General features: G+C 58.2%; 21 protein-coding genes and 1 pseudogene. 14 read left to right on the forward strand and 8 right to left on the reverse strand.

From position 1 onward, the window contains the following. The first annotated feature begins 207 nt into the window (after nt 1–207). The 8 genes from MKleb_RS10435 (at nt 208) to MKleb_RS10470 (ending at nt 10,986) form a co-directional block, all read left to right on the forward strand. Nucleotides 208–1,566, forward strand: a complete 1,359-nt coding sequence (locus MKleb_RS10435; RefSeq protein ID WP_025106155.1) for a glycoside-pentoside-hexuronide (GPH):cation symporter — start codon at nt 208–210, stop codon at nt 1,564–1,566. 99 nt (nt 1,567–1,665) lie between these two features. Beyond that, nucleotides 1,666–3,057 carry a carbohydrate porin gene (locus MKleb_RS10440; RefSeq protein ID WP_025106156.1) on the forward strand — a complete coding sequence of 464 codons (1,392 nt, stop codon included), beginning with the start codon at nt 1,666–1,668 and terminating at the stop codon, nt 3,055–3,057. A gap of 83 nt (nt 3,058–3,140) precedes the next feature. Next, nucleotides 3,141–5,921: a beta-glucosidase gene (locus MKleb_RS10445; RefSeq protein WP_025106157.1), complete on the forward strand. Its 2,781-nt coding sequence runs from the start codon at nt 3,141–3,143 to the stop codon at nt 5,919–5,921. Nucleotides 5,922–5,942: 21 nt separating this feature from the next. Then, nucleotides 5,943–6,833 carry an alpha/beta hydrolase gene (locus MKleb_RS10450; protein ID WP_217076639.1) on the forward strand — a complete coding sequence of 297 codons (891 nt, stop codon included), beginning with the start codon at nt 5,943–5,945 and terminating at the stop codon, nt 6,831–6,833. 207 nt (nt 6,834–7,040) lie between these two features. Further along, on the forward strand, nt 7,041–8,480 hold the full coding sequence (locus MKleb_RS10455) for a circularly permuted type 2 ATP-grasp protein (protein WP_014229793.1): 1,440 nt from the start codon (nt 7,041–7,043) through the stop codon (nt 8,478–8,480). Continuing rightward, a complete protein-coding gene (locus MKleb_RS10460; protein WP_004103215.1) occupies nt 8,474–9,403 on the forward strand; it encodes an alpha-E domain-containing protein in 930 nt (309 codons plus the stop codon). Before MKleb_RS10455 ends, MKleb_RS10460 begins: the two co-directional genes overlap by 7 nt. Further along, the gene (locus tag MKleb_RS10465) at nt 9,400–10,215 is read left to right on the forward strand and encodes a transglutaminase family protein (protein ID WP_014229792.1); all 816 of its coding nucleotides are present in this window, start codon (nt 9,400–9,402) and stop codon (nt 10,213–10,215) included. The genes MKleb_RS10460 and MKleb_RS10465 overlap by 4 nt, the downstream gene beginning before the upstream one ends. Nucleotides 10,216–10,233: 18 nt before the next feature. Then, on the forward strand, nt 10,234–10,986 hold the full coding sequence (locus MKleb_RS10470) for a proteasome-type protease (protein WP_025106159.1): 753 nt from the start codon (nt 10,234–10,236) through the stop codon (nt 10,984–10,986). Here the strand turns inward: MKleb_RS10470 and MKleb_RS10475 are convergent. Further along, on the reverse strand, nt 10,971–11,738 hold the full coding sequence (locus MKleb_RS10475) for an AraC family transcriptional regulator (protein ID WP_025106160.1): 768 nt from the start codon (nt 11,736–11,738) through the stop codon (nt 10,971–10,973). The genes MKleb_RS10470 and MKleb_RS10475 overlap by 16 nt on opposite strands. A 94-nt stretch (nt 11,739–11,832) precedes the next feature. Between MKleb_RS10475 and MKleb_RS10480 the strand changes: the two genes are divergently transcribed. From MKleb_RS10480 to MKleb_RS10495, 4 genes are all read left to right on the forward strand, one after another. Next, the gene (locus MKleb_RS10480; protein WP_025106161.1) at nt 11,833–12,972 is read left to right on the forward strand and encodes an MFS transporter; all 1,140 of its coding nucleotides are present in this window, start codon (nt 11,833–11,835) and stop codon (nt 12,970–12,972) included. Nucleotides 12,973–13,076: 104 nt separating this feature from the next. After that, on the forward strand, nt 13,077–14,060 hold the full coding sequence (locus tag MKleb_RS10485; protein WP_014229788.1) for a fatty acid desaturase: 984 nt from the start codon (nt 13,077–13,079) through the stop codon (nt 14,058–14,060). Further along, nucleotides 14,053–14,853 (forward strand): phosphate/phosphite/phosphonate ABC transporter substrate-binding protein, encoded by an 801-nt coding sequence (locus MKleb_RS10490; protein ID WP_025106162.1) that lies wholly within the window; start codon nt 14,053–14,055, stop codon nt 14,851–14,853. The genes MKleb_RS10485 and MKleb_RS10490 overlap by 8 nt, the downstream gene beginning before the upstream one ends. Before the next feature lie 362 nt (nt 14,854–15,215). Further along, a complete protein-coding gene (locus MKleb_RS10495; protein WP_108703487.1) occupies nt 15,216–16,196 on the forward strand; it encodes an IS110 family RNA-guided transposase in 981 nt (326 codons plus the stop codon). Nucleotides 16,197–17,624: 1,428 nt separating this feature from the next. On the opposite strand, the pseudogene MKleb_RS10500 reads toward MKleb_RS10495, so the two are convergent. The 7 genes and pseudogenes from MKleb_RS10500 to MKleb_RS10530 form a co-directional block, all read right to left on the reverse strand. Then, nucleotides 17,625–18,977, reverse strand: a pseudogene (locus tag MKleb_RS10500) (LLM class flavin-dependent oxidoreductase). 46 nt (nt 18,978–19,023) lie between these two features. After that, a complete protein-coding gene (locus MKleb_RS10505) occupies nt 19,024–19,923 on the reverse strand; it encodes an ABC transporter substrate-binding protein (protein ID WP_025108423.1) in 900 nt (299 codons plus the stop codon). A 41-nt stretch (nt 19,924–19,964) separates the two neighbouring features. Next, the gene (locus MKleb_RS10510; protein ID WP_014229784.1) at nt 19,965–20,633 is read right to left on the reverse strand and encodes an ABC transporter permease; all 669 of its coding nucleotides are present in this window, start codon (nt 20,631–20,633) and stop codon (nt 19,965–19,967) included. Then, nucleotides 20,633–21,262: an ABC transporter permease gene (locus tag MKleb_RS10515; protein ID WP_217076640.1), complete on the reverse strand. Its 630-nt coding sequence runs from the start codon at nt 21,260–21,262 to the stop codon at nt 20,633–20,635. The genes MKleb_RS10510 and MKleb_RS10515 overlap by 1 nt, the downstream gene beginning before the upstream one ends. Further along, on the reverse strand, nt 21,255–22,343 hold the full coding sequence (locus MKleb_RS10520; protein ID WP_025108425.1) for an ABC transporter ATP-binding protein: 1,089 nt from the start codon (nt 22,341–22,343) through the stop codon (nt 21,255–21,257). Before MKleb_RS10520 ends, MKleb_RS10515 begins: the two co-directional genes overlap by 8 nt. A gap of 178 nt (nt 22,344–22,521) precedes the next feature. Further along, nucleotides 22,522–23,196, reverse strand: a complete 675-nt coding sequence (locus MKleb_RS10525) for an RluA family pseudouridine synthase (protein WP_217076641.1) — start codon at nt 23,194–23,196, stop codon at nt 22,522–22,524. Nucleotides 23,197–23,255: 59 nt separating this feature from the next. Next, nucleotides 23,256–24,149, reverse strand: coding sequence for a LysR substrate-binding domain-containing protein (locus MKleb_RS10530; protein WP_004851947.1), 894 nt, complete (start codon nt 24,147–24,149; stop codon nt 23,256–23,258). 315 nt (nt 24,150–24,464) lie between these two features. Here MKleb_RS10530 and pckA point away from each other — a divergent pair, with 315 nt between their 5' ends. Further along, nucleotides 24,465–26,105, forward strand: a complete 1,641-nt coding sequence (gene pckA, locus MKleb_RS10535) for a phosphoenolpyruvate carboxykinase (ATP) (RefSeq protein ID WP_025108426.1) — start codon at nt 24,465–24,467, stop codon at nt 26,103–26,105. A 233-nt stretch (nt 26,106–26,338) separates the two neighbouring features. Then, nucleotides 26,339–26,833: a hypothetical protein gene (locus MKleb_RS10540; RefSeq protein WP_025108427.1), complete on the forward strand. Its 495-nt coding sequence runs from the start codon at nt 26,339–26,341 to the stop codon at nt 26,831–26,833. The last annotated feature ends 40 nt before the right edge of the window (nt 26,834–26,873 follow it).

Here is a 26,873-nt window from a genome sequence, read left to right on the forward strand (position 1 = left end):
GTCGCCTGAAAAAAGTTAGCGAAGTATTAAAACATGTGATCTGCCAAACAAAAAAACGGGTTCTAATACCATTGAAGGCTGACAGGATCACATAAATAAAAAAACATAAATAATTAATAAAAAAACATAATGGCATCTGTAGGAGAGAAAAGTAAAAAATGCAGACATTACAGAAACCGGTTTCATTTTTTCGTAAAGGAGTGATGTATGTCTGCTGGCGACAAAATTTCTGTCAGAGAAAAAGTAGGTTACAGCCTGGGGGACGCAGCGAGCCATATTGTATTTGACTCCTCCGTTGCCATCTTAGCCTACTTCTATACCGATATTTATGGTCTACCGCCCGCCGTGATGGGGACGATGTTTTTGCTGGTTCGTCTGCTGGATGCGATTACCGATCCGATTATGGGGGCGATTGCGGATGCCACCTCAACCCGCTGGGGGCGCTTCCGTCCGTGGCTGCTGGCTATCTGCGTACCTTTTGCCGTGAGCTGCGTGCTGGTTTACTCCATACCGTCTTTCTCCGACTCGGGGAAAGTGGTTTATGCGGTTGCGGCATATATATTTATGACGTTGATGTACACCGCCATTAATATTCCTTACTGCTCGCTGGGTGCGGCGCTGACTTCCGATCCGCGTGAAAGCCTCTCTCTGCAATCCTGGCGTTTTGCCATCACGCCGATTGGCGGCGCGCTGGGTACCGCGTTTATTTTACCGCTGGCTGATCTTCTTTATCCTGGCGATCGGGCGACGGGTATTCAGGTCTCCATGGCGATATTTGGCGTTATCGGCTGCCTGATGTTTGTCGTCTGTTTCGCGACCACTAAAGAGCGCGTCCAGCCGATAAAAGAAGAAAATCTGAATATTGCCCGCGATGTGAAAATTCTTTTCCGCAACGATCAGTGGCGTATTCTCTCCGTTTACAACTTTATGATGCTGGTTGCCGTGGTGATTCGCGGCGGGGCGGTAGTATATTACGTCAATAGCGTGCTGAATAAAGGTGCGGACGTTATTACAATATTCATGCTCGGCGGGATGTTTGCCTCCATGCTGGGTTCGGTGCTGGCAAAACCGTTTGGTACGCGTTTCTGTAAGGTCAGACTCTCTTTCTGGATTAATCTCGTCACCGCTGCGCTGGGCGTCGTATGCTTTATGGTGCCGGTACAATATTGGGTGCTGGTGCTCGGCGTGCATATTCTGATCTCCATTATTCAGGGCGGCAACGGCGCGCTACAGTGGTCAATGATAACCGACGTTAATAACTATGGTGAATGGAAAACCCAGCGTCGTATCACTGGAATGAACGTCGCGGCGAATATTTTTGTGATTAAGCTCGGCGTAGCCGTTGGTGGTGCGATTCTTGGATGGGTGCTGGCTTACTACCATTACGCGGCTAACACCACGGTGCAACCAGCCTCTGCGGTACATGGCGTAGTGCTATTGTTCACCCTGGTACCGTCAATTTTCTATGTTCTTACCGCAGTCTCTATTAAATTCTATGGCTTAACAGAAAATAGAATGAATGGCATTGTTGATGATTTGAAAAAAGGAACTTTTGCCGAGTCCTGAAAATAACAGAATAACACTTGTGGCGTTGTGAATTCATCTTCACATAGCCACAGGTGTATCCTGAATGAAATAAACAATAATTAATTTAGGGATATTCAAATGAAAATAAAATATATGGCTTTGGCTATTGGCGCCATTATGTCCTCTAATGTGATAGCAGCAAAAAATAATACCTCTGCCGATATTGACCAGCGCCTTGCGCAACTGGAGCAAAGATTAATTAACGCTGAACAGCGCGCCGCGGACGCTGAAGCGCAGATACAAACGCTTAAACAACAGCAAACAACGCCAGCAAAAACCGCGCCGGCGGTGAAAGTCGATGCCGCTGAGCCGGTCGCTCCCGGCGCGACTCCTACGAAACTTACGCTCTCAGGCTATGGCGACCTGAAGTTTTATGGTGATGTGGAATTCAATATGGATGGTGCCAGCGGTAGCGGTAGCCTGACGTCGGTAAAAACCTCTTCGAATAAAAACTGGGCGCCGGGTACTAAAGAACGTTGGGATATTAACGGCCGTATTCTGCTGGGCTTCGATGGTATGCGCAAAATGGATAACGGCAATTTTGCCGGTTTCTCCGCCCAGCCGCTGGCTGATATGACCGGTAAAATGAACCTTGACGATGCGGTATTCTTCTTTGGCAGGGAAGATGACTGGAAGGTGAAAGTTGGTCGTTTCGAGGCCTACGATATGTTCCCGCTGAATCAGGATACGTTTATCGAATATTCCGGCAATACGGCTAACGACCTCTATAGCGATGGCTACGGCTATATTTACATGATGAAAGAGGGCCGCGGCCGTAGCAGCAGCGGCGGCAACTTCCTGCTCAGTAAAACGATAGATAACTGGTATTTCGAACTTAATAACCTGGTGGAAAACGGCAGTACGCTGTTCCAGGACTCCAGCTATCACGGCAATACCCTGGAAAATGAGAAAAACGTCGCCTATTTACGTCCGGTGATTGCGTGGAATAGCGGTCGCTTCTCTACCGCAGTAGCGATGGAAAAGAACGTCGTGAAGAATGCTTACGGTTATTACGACAATCGCGGCAGTTGGGTCGACCAGTCGGACCGTACCGGCTATGGCTTGACGATGTCATGGAATGGACAAAAAACCGATCCGGAAGATGGGGTCACCACTAACCTGAACGTGGCCTATATGGATGCCTCCGATGAGAAGGATTTCACCGCAGCTATTAACTCCCTCTGGCATCGTTTTGAACTGGGTTACATCTACGCCCACAACAAAATCGACAAGTTTAACTCGGCTAATTATGTCTCTACCTGCGACGATGGCTGCTGGATCTCCAACGTGGGTGACTACGATATCCACACCATTCACGCATCGTACCTGTTCCCCAATGTCATGGATATGAAGAACTTCAACATCTACCTTGGCGCTTACGCCTCGTGGATTGAAGCGAAACCAACGGATGGCGACAAACATGAAGACTCCCGCTACGGCGGCCGTCTACGTTTCAAATATTTCTTCTGATCAAAGCAGAGCCCGCATTGTGCGGGCTCTGTTCATTATGCCATTACGCCTCCTGCGGAGGCTCGAGTTAACAGGACTACACCATGTTTGACAGTAAAGCGGGCACTCCGCTGGAAGGGTTTGCCGAATTTGCCACTGCCGCTGCCGCCGAAGGCGCGGTATTGCTGAGAAACGATCGCGGAATGCTCCCACTTAATCCTCTGCAACCGGTTTCACTATTTGGCCGTACGCAGATTGACTACTATCGCAGCGGTACCGGTTCCGGTGGGGCTGTTAACGTGGTGAGTCGTACAACTTTGTTGCAGGCAATGCGGGAGCGAAGCGGGGGCAGGCTCAATGAGCAACTGGCCGCGCTTTACGAAAGCTGGATTGAACAACACCCCTTCGACAACGGCGGAGGGGGCTGGGCAGCGGAACCCTGGTATCAGCAGGAGATGCCGCTGGGCGATGAGCAGATTCGTCAGGCCCGCGCCGTCTCGACCCAGGCGGTTATTGTCCTTGGTCGTACGGCGGGCGAAGATCAGGATAATGCCGATGTTGAAGGCGGGTACCGGCTCACGGCCGATGAGAAGCACATGCTACACCAGGTATGCCGAGAGTTTGATGAAGTGGCAGTCGTGTTGAATACCGCCGGGCTTATCGATCTCTCATGGGCTGACGATCCGCTGCTGCGTCAACGCATTCGCGCGCTTCTGTATGTCTGGCACGGTGGCGCGCACGGCGCACAGGCCGCAGCCTCGTTGCTATACGGTGATGTGACCCCTTCAGGTAAGCTGGTTGGCAGCATTGTGATATCGCTGGACGATCATCCGGCATCCCCCTGCTGGGGTGCGGAAGAAAAAAATCTCTACCAGGAAGATATCTACGTTGGCTATCGCTATTTCGAAACCTTCTCTGCGCAGAGCCTGCAGTTCCCCTTTGGCTTTGGTCTCTCATACACCTCTTTCACCCTGCAATCGGCGCGGGCGGAGACCTTTGGCGACCTGATCAAGGCGACCGTCACCGTGACCAATCGCGGGGAGCGCTTCGCGGGAAAAGAAGTGGTGCAAATCTACCTCCAGGCGCCGCAGGGGGCGCTCGGCAAACCGGCCAAAGCGCTGGTGGCTTTTGCCAAAACTCGCCTGCTGCAACCGGGGGAAAGCGAGACCTTAACGTTATCAATTCCGCTGGAACGCTTTGCTTCTCTGGACGATAGCGGGGCGACCGGGCATCCACACTGTTATGTAATGGAGCCAGGGCTTTATCGCTTGCTGCTTGGTAACAGCGTGCGCGATCTACAGCCGCTGCCGGTTGACGGCGAGGCGGGGTACGCGCAGAAAACGCTGCGAATCCTCTCCTGCCATCAGCAGGTGCTGGCGCCGACGGTGCCTTTCGTACGTATAAAACCGGTCGCGGACGGCGATGATGGGCGCTATCAGATCGAGTGGGAGGACGTGCCGCGGCGGGAGATTAATCTGCGCGCGCGCATTGAGGAGCGTTTGCCAGAGGCTATCACCCTTACCGGCAACCAGGGACTGACCCTCAACGACGTGGCTGAAGGGCGTACCACGATGAATGCCTTTGTTGCTCAGCTGTCTGTTGAGGAGCTGGCCTGCCTGGTGCGCGGAGAAGGCATGTGTAGCCACAAAGTGACGCCCGGCGTCGCGTCGGCTTTTGGCGGCGTAGCCGACAGCCTGCTGGAAAAAGGTATTCCTCTGGCATCGACCGCCGACGGCCCATCCGGGATTCGCATGGATAACGGCGCGAAGGCCACTTTGCTTCCCAGCGGTACATTATTGGCCTCCAGCTGGGACCCGATCCTCGTGGAACGCTTATACGTGATGGAAGGCAAAGAGCTGCTGCGCAACGGTATCGACCTGCTTTTAGGGCCGGGGATGAACATCCAGCGCCATCCGCTGAACGGGCGTAATTTTGAGTACTTTTCCGAAGATCCGCTGCTCACCGGGATGATGGCGGCGGCGGTGGTTCGCGGCATTCGCAGCGGCGGCGGGATTGCCACCCTCAAGCACTTTGCCTGCAACAATCAGGAGTTCGCCAGAGCCAAAGCGGATTCGGTGGTGTCAGAGCGCGCGCTGCGTGAAATCTATCTCAAAGGTTTTGAGTATGCGGTGAAATCCGGCGGCGCAAATGCGGTAATGACCGCTTATAACCCGGTCAACGGCCACCATGCCGCATCCAACTACGATCTCACCACCACCGTACTGCGCGAGGAGTGGGGCTTTCGCGGGATCGTGATGACCGACTGGTGGGCAACGATGAACGATCCCATCGATGGCGGCGCGGCGAGCACTCACAACACCGCGGCGATGATCCGCGCGCAGAACGACCTTTATATGGTGGTCAATAATAACGGCGCGGAAGTTAATGCGGGGGGAGATAATACCCTGGCGGCGCTGGCGACAGGCGAGCTAACGCTCGGTGAGCTTCAGCGCTGCGCGATAAACATCCTCGACTTTATGCTGCAGACGCAGGTCTTTAAGCGCGGGGAGATGCCGCGGGCGGGGATTATTCGCCTGGCGGCGGATCCTGCGTGCGATGGGGCCTGTCCTGGCGCAATTAAAATCGCCGAGCAGTCGCGGCTGCGCTACGACGAGGAGCTGGTGCTGAGCGTTGAGCGAACAGCGGTTTATGACGTGCTGGTGAGCGTTCACGCTAACGGTGCGCCGCTCGCACAAACCGCCTGCAACCTGCTGCTTAATGAACAATTTGTGGCGACGATCCAGACCAACGGTACGCTCGGTCGTGAGATTGTGCAGAAGCTGTGTCGGATTGAGCTACAGTCGGGGAAATATCGTGTAGGCTTTGATTTTATCAAGCCGGGTCTGGTGGTGGACTGGCTGGAACTCAAGCTCGTTAATGACTAATTTCCGTCTCAGGAGCCGCCGATGAACCGACGCCAATTTTTGTTTTTAAGCGCCGCCGCGCTGCTGGCGGACGGTCGTCTTCGCGCCGCTGAAAGCCAGCAAACGATCCGCCTGTGGCCCGGCGTGCCTCCCGGCGGCGGCGGACCGGACGGCCCCGTTCGCTTATCGGCACGCGGCGCGCTAAGCCATATCGCCCAGCCTGAACTGACGGTATGGCGTCCCGCAGCGCCACGCGGTCACGGCGTATTAATTGCTGCCGGCGGCGGCTATCGACGCATTGAAATGGCGAAGGAGGCCTGGCCCGCTGCGCGCTGGCTAACGATGCGCGGCTATACCGCGTACGTGCTGACCTATCGTCTTCCCGGGGAGGGGTGGCAAGCGGGCGGCCTTGCTCCGCTGCAGGACGCTCAGCGGGCGCTGCGCCTGATTCGTCAGCGGGAAGCCAAAGTCAGCCTTCTGGGGTTTTCCGCCGGCGGACATTTGTCGGGAATGGCTGCCTGTCGCGCCGATTTTGCCTCTTACTCGCCGATCGACGGCGTGGACGACACCCCGCCCCGGGCCGACGGAGCCGCGCTGATTTATCCGGTGATTTCCCTCGAACCTCCGTACACCCATACCGCCACCCATCGGCTCCTCGCCGGGCCTCACGCCGCGGAGGAGGTCGATCGCGCCTGGTCGGTACAAACCTGGGTCAGCGGGCGGACGCCGCCCTGTTTTCTGGTTCAGGCGGAGGACGATAATGTCTCCGATCCGCACAATACGTTGATAATGGCCGCCGCCTGCCGTCAGCATCAGGTCCCGGTCACCCTGTATCGTTACGCCAGCGGCGGTCACGGTTTTGCGCTGGGCCGGGCCGGTACGCCCAGCGTCGAGTGGCCCGAGCGCTACGCAGCGTGGCTGGCGGCGCGTTAGTATCGCGTGAATCGACTTGCCCCAAATTGGTGCGCTTTAAGCGAAAAACAGGCCATAAATAAGCAAAGCGTCTGATTGTTTTTTATTCAATTCAGCGTCATGGCATAACAGCGTAACGCCGCGCCGCCGCGCTGCGTTACCTGGCATAATTAATGCTTATCTCTTACCGGGATTACCTCAAAGTGAGTACAACCGGAGGAGACGGCCATGATAAAAATAACGCTTCCTGACGGGCATTATTATGATGAGATGCTTACCGCACAGGGAGAGCAGCGTCAGCACTATAACGCCTGGTGGCAATGGTTTCGCAGTACCGATCAATTCTCTATCCGGCAGAAGAAAGAGCAGGCGGAGCTGCTCTTTCACCGCATCGGCATCACCTTTAACGTCTACGGCGAGGATGAGGGCACCGAACGACTGATCCCTTTCGACAGCGTGCCGCGTATTATTCCTGCCGGCGAGTGGCAGCGGATTGACCGCGGCATCCGCCAGCGGGTGAAAGCGCTCAACGCTTTTCTTTACGATATCTACCACGATCAAAATATCCTTCGCGCGGGGCTGATCCCGGCCGAACAGGTGCTGGCGAACGAACAGTATCAACCCTGTATGCAGGGGATAAATTTACCCAATAACACCTACGCCCATATCACCGGAGTCGATATGGTGCGCAACAGCGACGGCCAGTATTACGTGCTGGAGGATAATCTGCGCACCCCCTCCGGCGTCTCCTACATGCTGGAAAACCGCAAAATGATGATGCGGCTGTATCCCGAAATGTTCGAACAGCACCATATTGCGCCGGTAGAACGCTACCCCAGCTATCTGCTGCAAACGCTGCGCGAAAGCTCGCCGGTGGACGATCCGTGCGTGGTGGTGATGACCCCGGGGCGGTTTAACAGCGCCTATTTTGAACACAGCTTTTTGGCCCAGCAGATGGGCGTTGAGCTGGTGGAAAGCGCGGATCTGTTTATTAAAACCGGGGCGGTGTACATGCGCACCACCGAAGGACCGCGGCGCGTGGACGTCATTTACCGGCGTATCGACGACGCATACCTTGACCCGCTGGCCTTCCGCGCCGACTCCATGCTAGGCGTTCCGGGGCTGCTGTCGGTGTATCGCGCCGGGGGCGTGGTGCTGGCCAACGCTATCGGTACCGGCGTCGCCGACGATAAATCGATCTACCCCTTCGTACCGGAGATGATCCGCTTCTATCTGGGCGAGCAGCCGATCCTGAGCAATATTCCCACCTGGCAGTGCCGTAAGGCGGAAGATCTCAGCTACGTGCTGAGCAATCTTGAACTGATGGTCGTGAAAGAGGTTCACGGCGCGGGCGGCTACGGCATGCTGGTTGGCCCGCGCTCGACCAAAGAGGAGCGCGACGCGTTTCGCCAGCGCCTGCTGGCGAATCCGGCCAACTATATCGCCCAGGACACCCTGGCGCTGTCGACCTGCCCAACCTTTGTCGACGAGGGGCTGGCGCCCCGCCATATCGATTTACGTCCCTTCGTCCTTTCCGGCCAGGAGATCCGCCTGGTTCCCGGCGGGCTGACGCGGGTGGCGCTAACCGAAGGCTCGCTGGTGGTGAACTCGTCGCAGGGCGGCGGCACCAAGGATACCTGGGTGATGGAGGATGATGAATCATGTTAAGCCGCACAGCGAGTGAACTCTTCTGGATGGCGCGCTACCTTGAGCGCGCGGAAAGCTATGCCCGGGTGCTGGACGTGACCTGGAAGCTGTCGATGATCCCCCGTCACAGCCAGCAGTCGCGGGATTTAGCCTTGCCGCTGAATCTGTCGCTGACCCATGAGCTGTTTCAGGCGCGGCACGCGCGTTTCACTATGAGCAACCTGCTTAATTTTTTCGCGCTCGACGGCAACAACCCGTACAGCATTTTCAGCTGCGTCGAGATGGCGTGGAACAACGCCCATGCGGTGCGCGGCAGCCTGTCGGCGGAGGTGTGGGAAAGCATCAACGCCACGCGCATTGAGCTGCGAAAGCTGCGCCAGCAGGGGATCGGCGAGCTGGGCAACGACGCTTTCTTTGAGTGGGTAAAAGAGCGGGTACATCTGTTTCGCGGGGCGATCCTCGGCACGCTGCTGCGTAACGACGCCCTGAGCTTTATCGGGATCGGGACGCTGATCGAGCGGGCATCCGCCACCGCGCAGCTGCTGTTGATTAAGGATCAGCAGTTGAACAGCGATCCCGATCCGGTACGCGAGTACTACCGGCTGGATACGCTACTTAATGCGGTCAGCGCCCGCGAGGCCTACAACAGCATTTACCGCCAGCCGGTCAGCCGCGAAACGGTGATGGAGCTGCTGATCCTGCGCAACGATGTGCCGAGATCGCTGAGAGCGAGTATTTCCGACCTCGTCGGGCAGCTGGAACAGATTGCCAACGACCGCTCGCACTTGCCGCTGCGGCTGGCGCACCAGCTCAACGTCGACCTGCGTTTCAGCACCCGCGACGATCTGGCGCAGGCCGATTTACAGGTCACCCTTAATGCACTGCTGGCGCGGATTAACGCGCTTTCCGACAGCATCAGACAAACCTATCTGGAGGCGTTATGAAACTGGTTATCGATCACCTGACCCGCTACGGCTACGATGAAGAAGTGAAGTTTTCGACCCAGTATCTGCGCCTGACGCCGCGCAGCAGCGGTCGGCAGAAGATCACCGCCTGGACGTTAACCCTGCCGGACGGTTCCGCCGTCGCCACCACCGACGCCTGGGGCAACGTGCTGCACGTGCTGACGCTGGATAATCCGCATAAAGAGATTACCATCCGCGCCAGCGGGATCGTCGATATCGCCGAAGAGGGGGACGACATCGGCGCGGAGCCGCAAGAGCTGCTGTCGCCGCTGGTTTTCTTGCGCTGTACGCCGCTCACCCGCGCCGACGGCCCGATCCGCGAATTCGCTCAGCGCTGGTATCAGCCGGAGGCGCAGGAGGAGAGCCTGAACCGGTTAATGGCCGAGCTGCTGCTGAGAATGCCCTATTCGCCGGGCGCCACCCAGGTGCAGGACTCCGCCGCCGATGCCTTTGCGCGCGCGAAAGGGGTTTGCCAGGATCACACCCACGTGTTTCTCGCCTGCTGCCGGGCGCTGGAGATCCCGGCGCGCTACGTCAGCGGCTACGTTTACAGCGATAACGCCGAGCACGTTGCCATGCACGCCTGGGCCGAAGTGTGGCTCAACGAGCGCTGGCAGTCGTTTGATATCACCAATAACACGCGCAGCCTGAATCAACATTTGCGGCTGGCGACCGGGCTGGACTATCTTGATGCGTGCCCGGTACGCGGCACCCGCCTCGGCGGCGGGGGGGAAATCATGTTAACTAACGCTGAAGTGCGCGAGCATTCGCAGCAGGCGCAGCAGCAATAACGGCAGGAACAAAAAACGATGACCTACTGTGTGGCCATGTGTTTGTCAGATGGACTGGTATTTGCCTCAGACTCCCGCACCAACGCGGGAGTGGACCATATTGCAACGTTTAAAAAACTGCACGTTTTCCATCAGGATGGCGAACGGGTCATGGTCCTGCAGTCGGCGGGCAACCTGGCCACCACTCAGAGCGTGATTAGCCTGCTCAGCGCCCGCATTCGCACCCAGCAGGAGCCTAACCTGATGCAGGTGACCTCGCTATACGACGCGGCGATGCTGATCGGCAAAACCTTACAGGAGGTGATTCAGCGCGACAGCAGCAATCAGCAGAACTGCGGCAATACCAACTTCAACTGCAACCTGCTGCTCGGCGGGCAGATCGCCGGCGAAACGCACCGGCTGTTTCATATCTATCCGGAAGGCAACTTTATTGAAGCCACGCGCGACACGCCCTATTTCCAGATTGGCGAGAGCAAATACGGCAAGCCGATTATCGACCGGGTTCTGACCATCGATACTCCCCTGGAGCAGGCGATGTGCTGCGCGCTGATTTCGATCGACTCCACCCTGCGCAGCAATCTTTCGGTGGGGCTGCCGCTGGACACCCTGCTGTACCGCAGCGGTAGCCTGAGCAGCGCCGAACAGCATCGGATCACCGAAAACGATCCCTATTTCAATACCATTCGCAAAGCGTGGTCCGAAGGGCTGCAGAGCACCTTTCTGAAGCTGCCGCCGTTCACGCCGGGCGGCCACCATCAGGCGGAAAAATAACGCCCCGGCGTCATGCCGGTCATGGTGCGGAAGAAGTAGATAAAGGCGCTGTCGCTGGCGAAGTCGAGCGCCTGCGCCGTATCGGTAATCCGCTCCCCGGTTGCCAGCATCTCGACCGCTTTCATTAATCGCCACTGTTGACGCCACTGCTGGTAGGACATCCCGGTATCGCGGCGAAACAGTCGGCTGATGGTTTTTTCGCTGGCGCCGCAGCGGGCAGCGAGCGTCCCAAGCGGCGGCGGCAGCGCGTCGCCGCAAACCATCGCCAGCCGTTTATCCTGCGGCAGCGCGAGCATCATCGGCTCCCGCGCGGCGGCGCGAATTTCCGCCTGGCACAGGGCGGCGAGATGTCGCGCCGGCTCGGCCTCCCAGTCGGTATCCCAGGGGCTGGCGCTGATGCGCTCTAATAGTTCGCGCAGCAGCGGCACCACGTTGAGTATCGCCGACTGCGTTGGCAACTGAGGGTAACGCTGCGGCTGAAACCAGACGGAACGATAGTCGACAATGTTTTTCATCTCCGCGCGATGGCTGACTTCAGCGGGGATCCACGCCGCGCGCCCCGGCGGCAGCAGGCACAGCAGGGCGCCATCGTCGAGCGTTAAACGCACGCATCCCTGACGGGTAAACAGGATCTGCGCCATCTTATGCCGGTGGCTGCCGGAGTCGTGGTTACCGAGCGCCGACTGCACGCCAATCAGGCTACTTTTCAACGCATCCGGATCGAATGCCGCGTCAGCGTCAAGCCAGGCCATAATGTCTGATTTCCGATATTTAAAGTCATTATGTTTATAATGTTCGATAAACGGCTTCCCTACAATAGCGCCTCTTGTTAATCAGGAGGTGGATATGTTGGGACGTGCCGCGCTGGTGCTGGTGACCGCGCTACTGATGTTTCCGCAAATAGCGGAAACGATTTATAGCCCGGCGCTGACCGATATCAGCGCCCGTTTTTCCGTGAGCGCGCCGCAGGCGGCGCTAACCCTTTCCGTGTACTTTATCGGTTTTGCCGTCGGCGTTTTGCTGTGGGGCGGATTCAGCGATCGCTACGGCCGGCGTCCGGCCCTGCTGGCGGGGTTAGGGGTTTACGCATTGGGGTGCCTGATGGCGCTGTGGGCGACGGATTTTTCGCTGCTGCTGGCGGCACGGATCGTCACGGCCGCTGGCGCGGCAACCGGTTCAGTGGTGACGCAGACGGTCCTGCGGGACTGCTATCGCGGGCGGCAGCTGGCGGGAATTTTTTCGTTTATCGGCCTGGCGCTGGCGGTGAGCCCGGCCGTCGGGGTCTATATCGGCGGCGGGTTGACCGCCCTCTGGGGGATGCGCGGCGTATTCAGCGCGCTGGCGCTTTTGGCCGCCGCGCTTCTGCTGGGCTGCCTGGCATTGATGCCGGAAACGCGTCCGCAAAACCTCAGGAGAGGGCCGTTTCTTCACGTGCTGCGGCGGATGGTGGGCGATACGCGTATCGCCCTGGCGGCAATCCTGGTGGCGGCATTTAACGTCAGCCTGTTCAGCTACTACAGCCTGGCCCCGTTTCTGTTCGCCCGATTCGATCTTGATGCCCTGACGTTTGGCTACAGCGGCATGGCGCTTGCCGCGGGTTCGCTGCTCGGCGCGCTGCTTAACCACCGGCTGCTGCGTCGGAATGTCTCGCTGGGGCGGATTCTCGCCATCGCCTGCATTCTGCACTTAGCCGGCGGCGTCGCGGTGTACGTGCTGCGGGAATCAATCTGGTTTGTGGCGCCGGTTGCGCTGGTCACCCTTGCCTGGGCCATGGCGATCCCGCTGGTGCTGGGGTCGGCGCTGAGCGCCTACGGCGACTGTCGGGGCACCGCCGGCGCCTTTTTCGGCCTGTTTTATTATGTCCTGATTGGCGCCGGTCTGCTGGCGGCCGGGTGGGGGCAATCGCTGGGGGCGTCGCTGCTGGCGTGCGCGGGCGTGAGCATGCTCGCCGGGTGGCGATATATCATCGTGCTCAACGAGGGCTAAGGTGATTTTCTGGCAAAGCTAAGCGATTTAAATTCTTTGTTATTTAACGCGTTATCTCACATCTTCGGAGGATCAAACGATAACGCGAAAAGGCAGTGGCAGGAATGGCAAAAAGCAGGTCGGTCTATCTGCATCCGCAGCAGCGCGAGCGGATTCATCAGTTTTCCCGTAGCTGGCTGTGGCGCAGCGAGCTGCCCACCTGGCTACTGATCGTTGCCGTCTACGGCGGCTGGTTTGCCTCGCTGGCCTGGTGGCGCGAGCTGGGCATTTTCCCCGCCACGCTGCTGCTCATCTGGTTCACCGCCTGGTATATGTCATTGCAGCATGAGCTTATTCACGGTCACCCCACGTCGCGACCATGGTTTAACCAGCTGCTGGGGACCCTGCCGCTGGCGGTCTGGTATCCCTACGGGCTGTACCGCGACTCGCACCTGGCGCACCATCATCATCATTTGCTGACGCAGCCGGTTGACGATCCGGAATCCTACTATTTTACGCCGCAGAGCTGGCAGCGTTTTGCCCCCTGGCAGCGTAGCCTTATTCATCTGCGCAATACGTTTATCGGCAGGCTGCTGGTGGCGCCGCTGCTGGATATTGCCCAGACGCTCGGCAGCGCGCTGGCGGCATTTCGACACCGGCGGGTGAACACAATAGCGATGTGGCTGGTTCACGGCCTGCTGCTGGCGGCGCTGTTCGCGTGGATGAATCACCTCGGCTTTTCGCCGCTTTACTTCGTGCTGGCTATCAGCTACCCGGCGCTGGCGTTGACCAAAGTGCGCTCTTTCCTTGAACACCGCGCCGCGGACGATCCGCTGGCCCGTTCGGTGATTAACGAGGCGGGGCTGGTCTGGCGGGTGCTGTTCCTCAATCTCAACTACCATTCAGTGCATCACGATTTGCCGGGGGTACCGTGGTACGGGCTGCGAAAAATCTATCTGCATAATCAGGCGGAGTATCAGCGGCGCAACGCCGGGTTTGTGGTGCGCGGCTACGGTGAATGGCTGCGGCATTTTTTTGCCAGGCCGGTGGCGGTGAATGCCCATCCCGGGTTCAACCAGCAGGGTAAGGCGGATGAAGAGCATGAGTGAAAGGCTGGCGTTTCCGATGTACGCGGTGAATGACGAGGATACTCAGGCGCTCTGGCGGGCGGTGTGGCAGCTGCTGGCGGCCCGCGGCGTGGTGGAGGAGGATACGCTGTCGTATCAGGTACCTGAGGATCTGCTGACGCACTGGCGCCATCCGGCGCTGCTGTTGAGCCAGACCTGCGGTTATCCGCTGATGACGCGGCTGCCGGCAGTGCAAACGGTCGGCTGTTTCCACTATTCGGCGCCCGGATGCGAAGGGCGGAATTACCGCAGCCTGCTGGCGGTACGTGAGGCGGACGGTGGTCAGACGCTGGCGGATTTTCGCGGGCGCCGGGTAGCGTGCAATTCGCCGGATTCCCAGTCCGGCTATAACGTGCTGTTAAAAATGGTCGCGCCGCTGTTGCGCGATGGGCGTTTCTTCTCGGCGGTCGCGTTTAGCGGCAGCCATCGCCAGTCGCTGCGTGAACTTCAGCAGGGGACGGCGGATATTGCCGCTATTGATTGCGTGACCTGGGCGCTGCTGCAGCGTCATCAGCCGGAGGCGCTGGCGGGGCTGGCGGTGATTGCGCGCAGCCCGCTCGCCCCGGGTCTGCCGCTGATTACGTCGGCGACGACGTCCGCGGCGACGCTGGGGCTGCTGAGAGAGGCATTGCAGCAGCTGGTGAGCGATGAACGCTACCGGCCGCTTTGCGAAGCGCTATTTATCTGCGGCTACAGCGATATGCGGCGCGCGGACTATCAGCCGCTGCTGGCGTGGCGTGATGAGGCGGCGGCCAGGGGCGTTGTGCGGCTGTAGGCGGCAATTTCCCCGGGCCGCGGCGCAAGCGCCTTGCCCGGGCTACCGGCCCGCAGGCGGTTGTGAACCCGTAGCCCGGCTAAGCGCAGCGCCACCGGGAAGAAAACCGCAGCAAAGCATCCGGCAGCGCACCTTTCCCGGAGGCGGCGCGTTGCGCCTGTCCGGGCTTGTATGATTACTCCGTCAGAAAGAACCGGCCAGTTCTCTCTGATGGCGGTCCGGATGCCGTGTCCGGGCTTAGGCTTTCGCGCCTGTTCCGTAGATCCTTTGCACCGGACCGCCGTTCTTTCTCATGTGATAAACCGGACAGTATCATGGACCGGCTTTCACCGGTAACCCGTATTTGCAAGGTTGGTTTCACTATGGAAAATGAACTCCACTTCATCGGTATTGATGTCGCCAAAGCTAAACTGGATGTCGATATTCTTCGCCCTGATGGCCGGCATCGCTGTAAAAAATTTGACAATACCCTCTCCGGACACGAAGCGCTGGTCCGCTGGCTTCGCGGCCATGACGTGAACCGTGCCCATGTCTGCATGGAGTCCACCAGCACCTACATGGAAGACGCGGCCGCGCATCTGAGTGATGCCGGGTATACCGTGTCCATCATCAACCCCGCCCTCAGTAAAGCTTTCGCACAGAGTGAGGGGTTGCGCAGTAAAACTGACAAAGTGGACGCCCGTATGCTGGCTCACTTCTGCCGGGAAAAACGCCCGTCAGCCTGGGAGGCCCCTCATCCGACAGAGCGGGCACTGAAAGCCCTGGTGTTAAGGCATCAGGCGCTGACAGAGATGCAGACGCAGGAGAAAAACCGGCGGGAAACCGCGCCGGAGGTTCAGCTGGCCAGCATTGACATCCTGCTGGGATGTCTGAGCGCGGAGCTGGCGCGTATCGAAAAACAGATAAAAGACCTGACGGATAACGACCCGGATATGAAACGACGGCGGAAGCTGCTGAACAGTATCCCGGGCATCGGGGAGAAAACAGCGGCTGTTCTGCTGGCGTATACGGGCCTGAGGCTGAAGTTCGGTACAGCGCGGCAGTTCGCGGCGTATGCAGGACTGACGCCGGTGCAGCATGAGTCGGGCAGCAGCGTGATGCGGGCGAGCCGGATGAGCAAAGCGGGGCCGGTTCAACTGCGCAAGGCGTTATACATGCCAGCGTTATCGGCGCTGTACCATACGGCGTGGGGAAAAGCGTTCAGGAAAAGGCTGGAAGAGAGCGGAAAGGGGGCAAAAGTCATCATAGGGGCGATGATGCGAAAGCTGGCGCAGGTGGCTTATGGAGTACTGAAGTCAGGAAAGGCGTTCGATGCCTCACAGCATGAGCTGTTGATAGCGTAACAACGTTCCCTGAGAAAAAACGACAGCACCAGAGAGTGCTGTCGTTGGTGTGCCTGTCATCCGGGAGCCGGAGAAAGTATCGGCAACTAAAAATGGTTGCAGGCGTTCACAGTATCTACCGATCCGCAGGCGGTTGTGAACCCGTAGCGCGGCTAAGCGCAGCGCAAGCCGGGAAGAAAACCGCAGCAAGGCATCAGGCAGCGCACCTTCCCCGGAGGCGGCGCGTTGCGCCTGTCCGGGCTACCGATCCGCAGACGGCGGTGAACCCGTAGCCCGGCTAAGCGCAGCGCAAGCCGGGAAGAAAACCGCAGCAAGGCATCAGGCAGCGCACCTTTCCCGGAGGCGGCGCGTTGCGCCTGTCCGGGCTACCGATCCGCAGGCGGTTGTGAACCCGTAGCCCGGCTAAGCGCAGCGCAAGCCGGGAAGAAAACCGCAGCAAGGCACCAGGCAGCGCACCTTCCCCGGAGGCGGCGCGTTGCGCCTGTCCGGGCTACCGATCCGCAGACGGTTGTGAACCTGTAGCCCGGCTAAGCGCAGCGCAAGCCGGGAAGAAAACCGCAGCAAGGCACCCGGCATCGCACCTTCCCCGGAGGCGACGCGTTGCGCCTGTCCGGGCTACCGATCCGCAGGCGGTTGTGAACCCGTAGCCCGGCTAAGCGCAGCGCAAGCCGGGAAGAAAACCGCAGCAAGGCATCAGGCAGCGCACCTTCCCCGGAGGCGGCGCGTTGCGCCTGTCCGGGCTACCGATCCGCAGACGGTTGTGAACCTGTAGCCCGGCTAAGCGCAGCGCCACCGGGAAGAAAACCGCAGCAAGGCACCAGGCAGCGCACCTTCCCCGGAGGCGGCGCGTTGCGCCTGTCCGGGCTACCGATCCGCAGACGGTTGTGAACCTGTAGCCCGACTAAGCGCAGCGCAAGCCGGGAAGAAAACCGCAGCAAGGCACCCGGCATCGCACCTTCCCCGGAGGCGACGCGTTGCGCCTGTCCGGGCTACCGATCCGCAGGCGGTTGTGAACCCGTAGCCCGGTCAGCGCAGCGCCACCGGGAAGAAAACCGCAGCAAGGCATCCGGCAGCGCACCTTTCCCGGAGGCGGCGCGTTGCGCCTGTCCGGGTTACCGATCCGCAGACGGTGTGAACCCGTAGCCCGGCTAAGCGCAGCGCAAGCCGGGAAGAAAACCGCAGCAAGGCATCCAGCAGCGCACCTTCTCCGGAGGCGGCGCATTGCGCCTGTCCGGGCTACCGATCCGCAGACGGTTGTGAACCTGTAGCCCGGCTAAGCGCAGCGCAAGCCGGGAAGAAAACCGCAGCAAGGCACCCGGCATCGCACCTTCCCCGGAGGCGACGCGTTGCGCCTGTCCGGGCTACCGATCCGCAGACGGTTGTGAACCCGTAGCCCGGTCAGCGCAGCGCCACCGGGGAACAGCCGCGCTATGAAGCCAGCGGTTTGCCATCCCCGCGGGCGAAGCGGTTTTCGACGACCGGCAGACCCAGCTTCTCGCGCAGCGTGCCGGTCGGATAGCGATCCCGCATCGCGCCGCTGCGCTGCAGAATCGGCACTACCTGCTCAACGAAGCGGTCGAAGTCCCCCGGCAGCAGCGGGAACATCAGGTTAAAACCATCGGCGGCGCCGGCGCGCCAGGTTTCCGTCAGCGCGCTGGCGATCTCCTCGGCGCTGCCGATGAGCAGCCAGCTATCGGAGCTTTGCAACAGCAGCTTGCCCAACGCCAGGATCGTCAACTGCGGATCGTAATCACGAATCAGCCTGAGGGCGGTGCGGATCCCATCAAAGGTCTCTTCCTCCGGCAGCGGCGGCAGCGGTTGGTCGACGGGATAAGCGGATAAATCCATGCGCAGATAGGAAGATAGCAGGTCGATGGCCATCTGGTCGCTCATTAGCTGCTCGTTAAGCCGCTGGCGCTCTTCCTTTTCCGCGTTTGAATTCACCACCACCGGTAAAACGCCGGCGATGATTTTGAAATGCGCCGGATCCCGGCCGTGGCTGCGCAAACGCTGGTTCATCTCTTCGCGGTAGGCCAGCCCCTCAGCGATAGATTTGATAAACACAAAATGCATATCTGACCAGGCGGCGGCGAGGTTTTTACCCGCCTCCGACGAGCCGGCCTGCACCAGGACCGGGTGCCCCTGCGGCGGGCGAGGGACGTTCAGCGGCCCGCGCACGCGGAAGAACTCGCCCGCGAAATCAAGATGATGCACCTTGCTGGAATCGGCAAACAGCCCGCTGGCTTTGTCATAGCGCACCGCGCCGTCTTCTCACGAGTCCCACAGCTGAGTGACCACATCAATAAACTCACCGGCGCGCTGGTAGCGGCTGCCGTGCTGCGGCAGGTGGTCAAGGCCGAAGTTGGCCGCCTCCTCCTCCAGCCATGAAGTGACGATATTCCAGCTGGCCCGCCCGTTGCTGAGAAAATCGAGGGAGGCAAAATAGCGGGCGAGATTATAGGGCTCGTTATAAGAGGTGGACGCCGTGCCCATCAGGCCGATATGTTCCGTCACCGCCGCCAGCGCCGAGAGGAGAGTGATGGGCTCCAGCCGGGCGTTAGCGTAGTGGGTTAAGCCGCTGGGCACCGTGTCCCAGATAGCGATATGGTCGGCGATAAAAATGGCGTCGAGCGTCGCGGCCTCAGCTTTACGGGCCAGATCGGCATAGTACTTGAGGCTGAAAATTTCCTTCTCCGGCGCCTGCGGGTGACGCCAGGAAAAGCGGTAGTCACCCTGGGGATTGAAGAAGAAAAGGTTCAGGATCATAGGATTATTTGGCATTTTCTCGGCTCAGTTGGAGGTGATGCCTTCCCTGGCATGGCGGCAATCAGTTGCCGTTGAGGTGCGTTTTGACCCACTGTTCGGCCACCGCCGCCGGATCTTTATGCTGCAGATCGACCTGCTGGTTAAGTTCGATCAGCGCGGCGTTGTTCAGCTTGCCGGAGACCTCATTGAGCACTTCGCTGATTTTCGGCGTCAGGCTGGCTTTGCGCACCAGCGGCACCACGTTCTGGCTCGGCTGCTCATGCTTATCATCCTCCAGGACCACCCAATCCTCTTTCGCGAGGTTGCCCTGAGTAGAGACGACCGTGGCGACGTCGATTTTGCCGGAGTTCAGCGCCAGACGGGTCAGCGGCCCGCCCATATCCAGAGATTTCACCGCCTTAAATTCAAGCCCGTAGACGCGCTTAAGGCCCGGCAGGCCCAGGGCGCGCACCGGGAATTCCGGCGGGCCGCCGATAGTCAGCTGATGGGCCACGGGCTGCAGGTCGGAAAGCTTGCTGAGGTGATATTTTTTTGCCGTTTCCGCGCGCACGGCCCAGGCGGTAATGGACGAGGCCGGGGAGGGGGTGAGCAGCGTAAAGTCCGCCGGCAGCGCTTTAGCTAACTCAGCGCTAACGTCGCTCTGGCTGGTAGCCAGCGTTTTGCCGTCATAATAGTTCAGCAGGGCACCGAGATATTCCGGAACAATATCAATTTCGCCGCTCTGCAGCGCCGGAATAATAATCTCGCGATTACCGAGATTAAGACGGGTTTTCACCGCAATATCGTTTTTCTTTAGCGCGCTGGCGTAAATATTGGCAAGGATTGAACTTTCGGTGAAATTCGCTCCGCCAATGGTGACGTCCTGCGCCAGGGCGTTAAAACTTAAGCTTAATAATCCCGCGGTGAATACCGAAAGACGCAAGCGGCGACGATGCGCGGAAATGCTAAATAGCTGCTTCATAATACCTCTTTACCTGCAGGTGGTTTTTTGTTGTTGGGAAATTAATTTATTTGCGTGACCGGCGCCGGAACGATGCGCCGGGAGAGTAATGAAAAAAGCAGCTCGCAGCCGATGGCCAGCAGCGATACCACTAGCGAACCGGCAATGACCTGGGGAATATCGCGCTGGCCAAGTCCGTCGATCAGAAAGCGCCCGAGGCCGCCAAGGCCGGCGTAGGCGGCGACGACGGCGGTCGCGATCAGCTGTACCAGCGCGGTCCGCAGGCCGGCGAGTATCAGCGGCGCGGCGAGCGGTATCCGCAGCTGCCACAGGCTCTGGAGTGGCGTCATGCCCAGCGCTTTTGCCGCATCGCACAGCTGACGGTCGGCATGATAAATGCCAACCCAGGCGTTGGTGAGGATCGGCGGAATCGACATCGCCACCAGCGCGGTAAAGACCGGAATATCATTAAAGCCAAACACAATAATGCATAAAAGAATTAAACCTAAAGAGGGAATGGCGCGACCAATATTAAACAGATTAATAATCACAAACGCGCCCTTGCGCCAGTAGCCGAGAATAATCCCCAGCGGCAGCGCAATCGCCGAGGCAACGACGATGCTAATCAGCACATAATAAAGATGCTCGCGCAGGCGAAGTAATATTCCCGCGTCGCCTGTCCAGTGCTGCGGTTGTAATAACCAGTGAAATGTTGCTTGCAGGATATCCATTAGCGGGCCCACGGCGTTAGCCAATAGCCGACGCGGGCAATCAGCGAATCCAACAGCAGAGATAGCACAACGCTGAGCACCAGGCTGACCGCGATAGGCGTGACAAAGTTCTGGTTAAACCCGGCTAACAGAAGCTGCCCGAGACCGCCCTGGCCAATTAAGGCGGTGACCGTCACCAGCCCGACCAGCGTCACCGAAGCGATGCGTAACCCGGCGAACAGCGAGGGCAGCAGCAGATGCAGCTCTATATCGACAAAACGAAACCAGCGGGTATAGCCCAGCGCGCGCGCCGACTCCAGCACCGTCGCCGGGAGTTTCTCTATTCCGGCGATAACGTTGCGCAGCAGGATCAGCAGCGAGTAGAGCGTCAGGCCGATGATTGAGGTCATCAGCGACAGTCCGGTAAACGGCAGTAATAGAATATACAGCGCCAGAGACGGGATGGTGAACAGTATCCCGCACAGGTAGATCAGCGGCTGGGCGGCCGCGGGCCAGCGCAGCGTCAGGCTAATCAATACGCCGGTGAAGAGGGTGCCGAAAAACAGCGAAACGATCACCAGCTGTACATGCTGCCAGAGCAGTTCACCGATCATGATTTTGTTGTCGAGGATCCACGGCCAGTCAATCATAGCGGCGAAGATCCACGTGGCCTTCCAGCACGTTCTGCAGCAGAGCGTGGGAGATGCTGCCCTGATATTCACCGTCGGTATCGACATGAACCACTACGCCGCCGGGCGCATCCAGCAGCGCGCTGTAGGCAAAGCGCAGCGTGTTGATGGCCGCCAGCGGCGCGTCGACCGGCAGCGTCCGGCGCTTAACCGGATCGAACCAGTTCAGCGGACGCCGTTTTTTGTCCAGCACCAGGCGCAGCGGACTGGCGACCGGCGGATGCGGGCTGGCGATGGGGGAGAGGCTCTCATCAATAAGCGGCACGTCATGACGCGGGAGCTGTCCGACCTGAATTCTCCCCAGCCGCTGCAGATTCGGTTCGGGGCCGATAAAACGGCGCACAAAGTCGCTGGCCGGATGCGACAAAATATGGTCAGGCGTGGCGAACTGCGCCAGCTCGCCGCCCTCCTGGAAGATAGCGATTCTATCGCCAAGGCGAATAGCTTCATTGATATCATGGGTCACCAGGACGATCGTTTTGCGCAGGCGCTGTTGCAGCAACAGCAGCTCGTCCTGCAGGCGCTCGCGAACCACCGGGTCGATGGCGGCGAAAGGTTCGTCCATCAGGAGAATAGGCGGATCGGCGGCCAGCGCTCTGGCGATCGCCACGCGGCCCTGCTGGCCGCCGGAAAGCTGGTGCGGATAGCGGGGCAGGACGTTGCGGTCGAGAGACATCAAATCCACTAATTCGTCGATGCGCGCCTGGATATGCTTTTTGCTCCAGCCGAGAAGGCGCGGAACCGTGGCTATATTTTGCGCGACAGTACGATGCGGAAAGAGGGCGGCGCTTTGCATGACAAAGCCAATTTGGCGGCGCACCTGAATAATATCGGCAGCGGCAAGCTTAACGCCCTGAACGTATACGTCACCGGCATCAGGAATATCCAGCTGATTAATCATCCGCAGAATGGTTGTTTTTCCGCACCCGCTGGGGCCAACGAAAGTGCACAGTTCGCCGCTATTAATCACCAGATTAAGGCCGCGAATAGCCGCATGCGCGCTGCCGGGGTAGGTCTTGCGAATATTATCGAGTTTAATCATAAAGCCGTTGCGTCCTGAATGTTCTTTCATGAAAAGCATGAATAGAGCACAAGCTACAGAGGCGCTGATTAACGAGCAAATATGATATTTGCATTTGCAATGCCGCGATTCGAATTAAAGCGTCGACGTCAATCAGCGTGCGGGAGAGATTCGGTAAAAGGGCTGGTGAGCGGGAGAGTTAAAACCCGCTGGGGCTTATCGCATCGATCCGCTCTCCGCTAACCGGATGCACGAAATGCAGTTCGCCGGCGTGCAGCATCAGACGCGGCGCCTGTTCTGTTCCCGGAAGCAACAGACCGCAGCCCAGAATAGGGTGGCCAAGCCACTGGCAGTGGATACGCAGCTGATGGGTGCGGCCGGTTTCCGGCGTCAGCTGGACCCGCGTCACCGGCACGCTACCTTGATAGCGCAGGCGCTCAACCACCCGATAGCCGGAGCGGGCAGGCTTGCCGCGGCGCGGGCAAATCGTCATCAGCGGAAACAGCGCCGGATCTTTGGCTATCGGAGCGTCAACGGTTCCTTCATCATCCGCCAGATGCCCGCACAGCAGCGCGCTGTAGACTTTGCTCACCGCACGCTGGCTGAACTGCTGGCAGAGCGCGGCGTTGATGGCCTTGTTGCGCGCAATCACCATCAGTCCGGAGGTGCCGAAATCAAGACGATGCGCCAGAGTGCAGCCGGGAAACCGCTGTACCAGCCGATAATGCACCGAGTCGAGATTACGCGGATTTTTCCCCGACAGACTCAGCAGGCCCGAGGGTTTATCGATCAGCAGCAGATGGTCATCCTCGTAGAGGATGTCGATTTCAGCGTGGCACGGCGGGGCGATAAAGGTATCGATAATCGTAGACATCAGGCTGCACGGAGAGGGAGTGGATGCGGATGATAGCGAATTTCCCGCCGCCATGCGAGTTATGCGGTCACGGTATTCATAGACTTAATATGCTGCCAGAAGCGCTCGGCTGACTGGTTGAGCCGCGCGCCGGAGCGGTAAATATAGGCGCCGATCGGCAGCGACAGGCTCTCATCCATAATCGTCAGGCGGCCCTCCTCAAGCTCGCGCTTGATAGAGTACTGAGGCAGCCAGCCCACGCCGTCGCCGTTGAGGATCATGCGTTTTAATAGCTCGCTCATCGAGGAGACAAAGGTCAGCGAGAAGGTGATCTCCGGCTTGCGGTCGATCACCTGATTCACCTGGCGCCCCATATAGCTGTCGTTGGCGTATTTCATCAGCGGCAGCACCCCGCGGTGTAAATGAAAAAGCGGCCTGCCGTGTTTATCGCAGGGAGAAACGAGGTGCAGCGCCGAGTCAAAAATTTTGTGATTGATAAACGGATAGTTCATCAGCTCTTCATTATAAAACGACAGGATAAAATCACTTTTGCCTTCTTTCAGGTTGAACACTGCATCGTTGACGTTAATCGATTCAACATGAAAAGTTTTATTCTTTCGGTCGGTATAACCGGCGATGATTTCCGGAAGTAATAAAACGGAAAGCGACGGCGCCGCGTCGATTCTTATTTTCTGGGTGGTGTTGTTCAGCCCTTTAATTCGGCTAATCTGGAAGTCCATGTCGTCGAGCATATTTCGCGCATAGCCGACAAAAATCTTCCCGCGGTTGGTCAGCTGCAGCGGGTTTGCCGAACGGTCGAAGATGCTGAAGCCCAGCGACGCCTCGAGCGCCTGGATGCGGCGGCTGAAGGAGGACTGGGAAATATTGCGGCTTTTTGCCGCCAGGGTAAAGCTTCTGGATTCCTCAAGGGCAATCACATCGTAAAGCCATTTTACTTCAAGATTCGCCAGCACCGATCCGTTCCTCTGCCCTGCAATAATAGCTATGCAATTTTAGCATGATGCATAGAAACTATGCAATTAACATAATTATCTACAGGTGTTAACATTTTTTGCAGAGTTAGCTTATGACTTATTCGTGCAAACGATATTTCTAAAGTTCAGGCGACACCCTACACGAGCACGATTTTACATCGCCGGCTCTGGTCTGTTCATCCTGTTTATTTAATTTCACGATGGTTTTTTTATTAAAATAAATCCATCTGCTTAGCTGACAGGTTGAAATACCCTAATAGCATCTTATCCAGCCAATAGTTTGTCAGGAGTGCCATGTCACGTATTGAATCAGTAAAAGACGCTCTTCTTTCGCTCGGTATTCAGGAGAGCAGCGAGCTGTTTTATAACCCCGATTACGACTTGCTGATTGCGCATGAAACCAGCCCGGAATTAACCGGCGCGGCGCGCGGCGTCATGACCGAGTCCGGGGCCGTTGCCGTGGATACCGGGATCTTTACCGGGCGCTCGCCGCGCGACAAATATATTGTCAGGGACGATCTGACGCGTGACACCGTCTGGTGGGCCGATTCCGGCCTTGGCCGCAACGACAATAAGCCGCTATCCACCGAGATATGGGCAGATCTGAAGGCGCTGGTCGCCGGACAGCTGAGCGGCAAGAAATTATATGTCGTTGATGCGTGGTGCGGCGCCAGCCCGGCAACGCGCCTGGGCGTCCGCTTCGTCACCGAAGTGGCCTGGCAGGCGCACTTTGTCAAAAACATGTTTATTGCGCCGAGCGCAGAGGAGCTGGCTGAATTTACGCCGGACTTCGTCGTCCTCAACGGCGCGGGCTGCACCAACGATAAATGGCAGGAGCAGGGGCTCAACTCCGAGAACTTTGTCGCGTTTAACCTGAGCGAAAAAATTCAGCTTATCGGCGGCACCTGGTACGGCGGCGAGATGAAAAAAGGCCTCTTCTCGGTGATGAACTACCTGCTCCCGCAGCAGGGCATCGCCTCGATGCACTGCTCGGCGAACCGCGGTGAAGCGGGGGACGTGGCCCTGTTCTTCGGTCTTTCCGGCACCGGTAAGACCACGCTTTCCACCGATCCGCTGCGTCAGCTGATCGGCGATGACGAGCACGGCTGGGATGGTGACGGCGTGTTCAACTTCGAAGGCGGCTGCTATGCCAAGACGATTAATCTTGACCCGCAGGCCGAGCCGGAAATCTATCGCGCGATTCGTCGTAACGCGCTGCTGGAAAACGTGGTGGTCAGAGCCGATGGCAGCGTGGATTACGCCGATGGCAGCAAGACCGAAAATACCCGCGTCTCTTATCCGCTATCGCATATTGAAAACATCGTGAAACCGGTGTCGCGTGCGGGCCATCCGTCGAAGGTGATTTTCCTTGCCGCCGATGCCTTTGGCGTCCTGCCGCCGGTATCCCGTCTGACGACCGAGCAGATGCAGTATCACTTCCTGTCTGGCTTTACCTCGAAGCTGGCCGGTACCGAACGCGGCATTACTCAGCCCACGCCAACGTTCTCTGCCTGCTACGGCGCTGCGTTCCTGCTGCTGCACCCGACGCAGTACGCCAGCGTTCTGGCGGCCAAAATGGCGGAGGCCGGCGCCGAGGCCTGGCTGGTTAACACCGGCTGGAACGGCGAAGGCAAGCGCCTTTCGCTGCGCGACACGCGCAATATCATCAGCGCGATTTTAAACGGGACCACCGGCGAGCTTCGCGAAGAAACGGTACCGGTATTCGGTCTCGCTATCCCGCAAAGCGTGCCTGGCGTGGACAGCGCGCTGCTTGACCCGCGTAGCGGCTGGCCTTCTGCCGACAAATGGCAGGAGAAGGCCGAGAGTCTGGCGCAACTGTTTATGGATAACTTTAAGCAATATACCGATACCGATGCCGGCGCGCGGCTGGCGTTAGCCGGCCCAACGCTGACAAAATCAGCCGTCACCGCCTAAACTCTTTTTTCAGTGACCAACCCGGGCAGCCGCCCGGGTTTTTTACGTCAGCCCTCGCCGGGGGAGTGGCGCAGGAACTTGACTCTGCCTGGTTAGCGATTATAAATAAAGGGATGCAGGGCTAAGTATTGGGGCTAAATAATTTCATGACATCATTGTTATGAGAATTATCCTGGCAACCCTGCGGCGATGACTTCCCCGATACGCTGATATTAATAAATAAAGGAATGACTATGAAACTCTGGAGTAAAACGCTGATCGCTTCTGCCGTTTGCTTAATTCTCGCCGGCTGTGATGATTCATCAAAAGTTGATGCAAATCTGGATAAAGCAAAAGATAACGCGCAGCAAATTAAAGAGGCGGCGTCCGATAAAGCCGAAGCAATTAAGGATGAAGCGGATAAACACATTGATGCGATAAAAAAACAGGCGGCGGATGAGGCGAACAATCTCAGCAGCCAGGCCTCCAGCATCAAGGCGGAAGCGGATAAAAAAGCGGAAGCTATTGCTCAGCAAGCCCAGGCCCAGGCTGATGCCGTGAAGCAGGATGCCCGGCAGAAAAGCGACCAAATCGTGCAGGAAGCGGGAAAAATTAAAGACAGCGCGATTGTTGATGCCAATAACCTGGCCAACGATGCGGCGAATAAAACCAAAGAGATTAAAGAGAGTATCGCTCCCGCTAAAACCGCAGAAGAGACGGCCGACTCCAGCCAGCCGTCATCGCACTAATTATTTATCGTCTTCCGGCCTTATCGCCACACTATCTTCA

This window comes from Klebsiella sp. PL-2018 (assembly GCF_019048985.1).
GTDB classification, from domain to species: domain Bacteria; phylum Pseudomonadota; class Gammaproteobacteria; order Enterobacterales; family Enterobacteriaceae; genus Klebsiella; species Klebsiella michiganensis.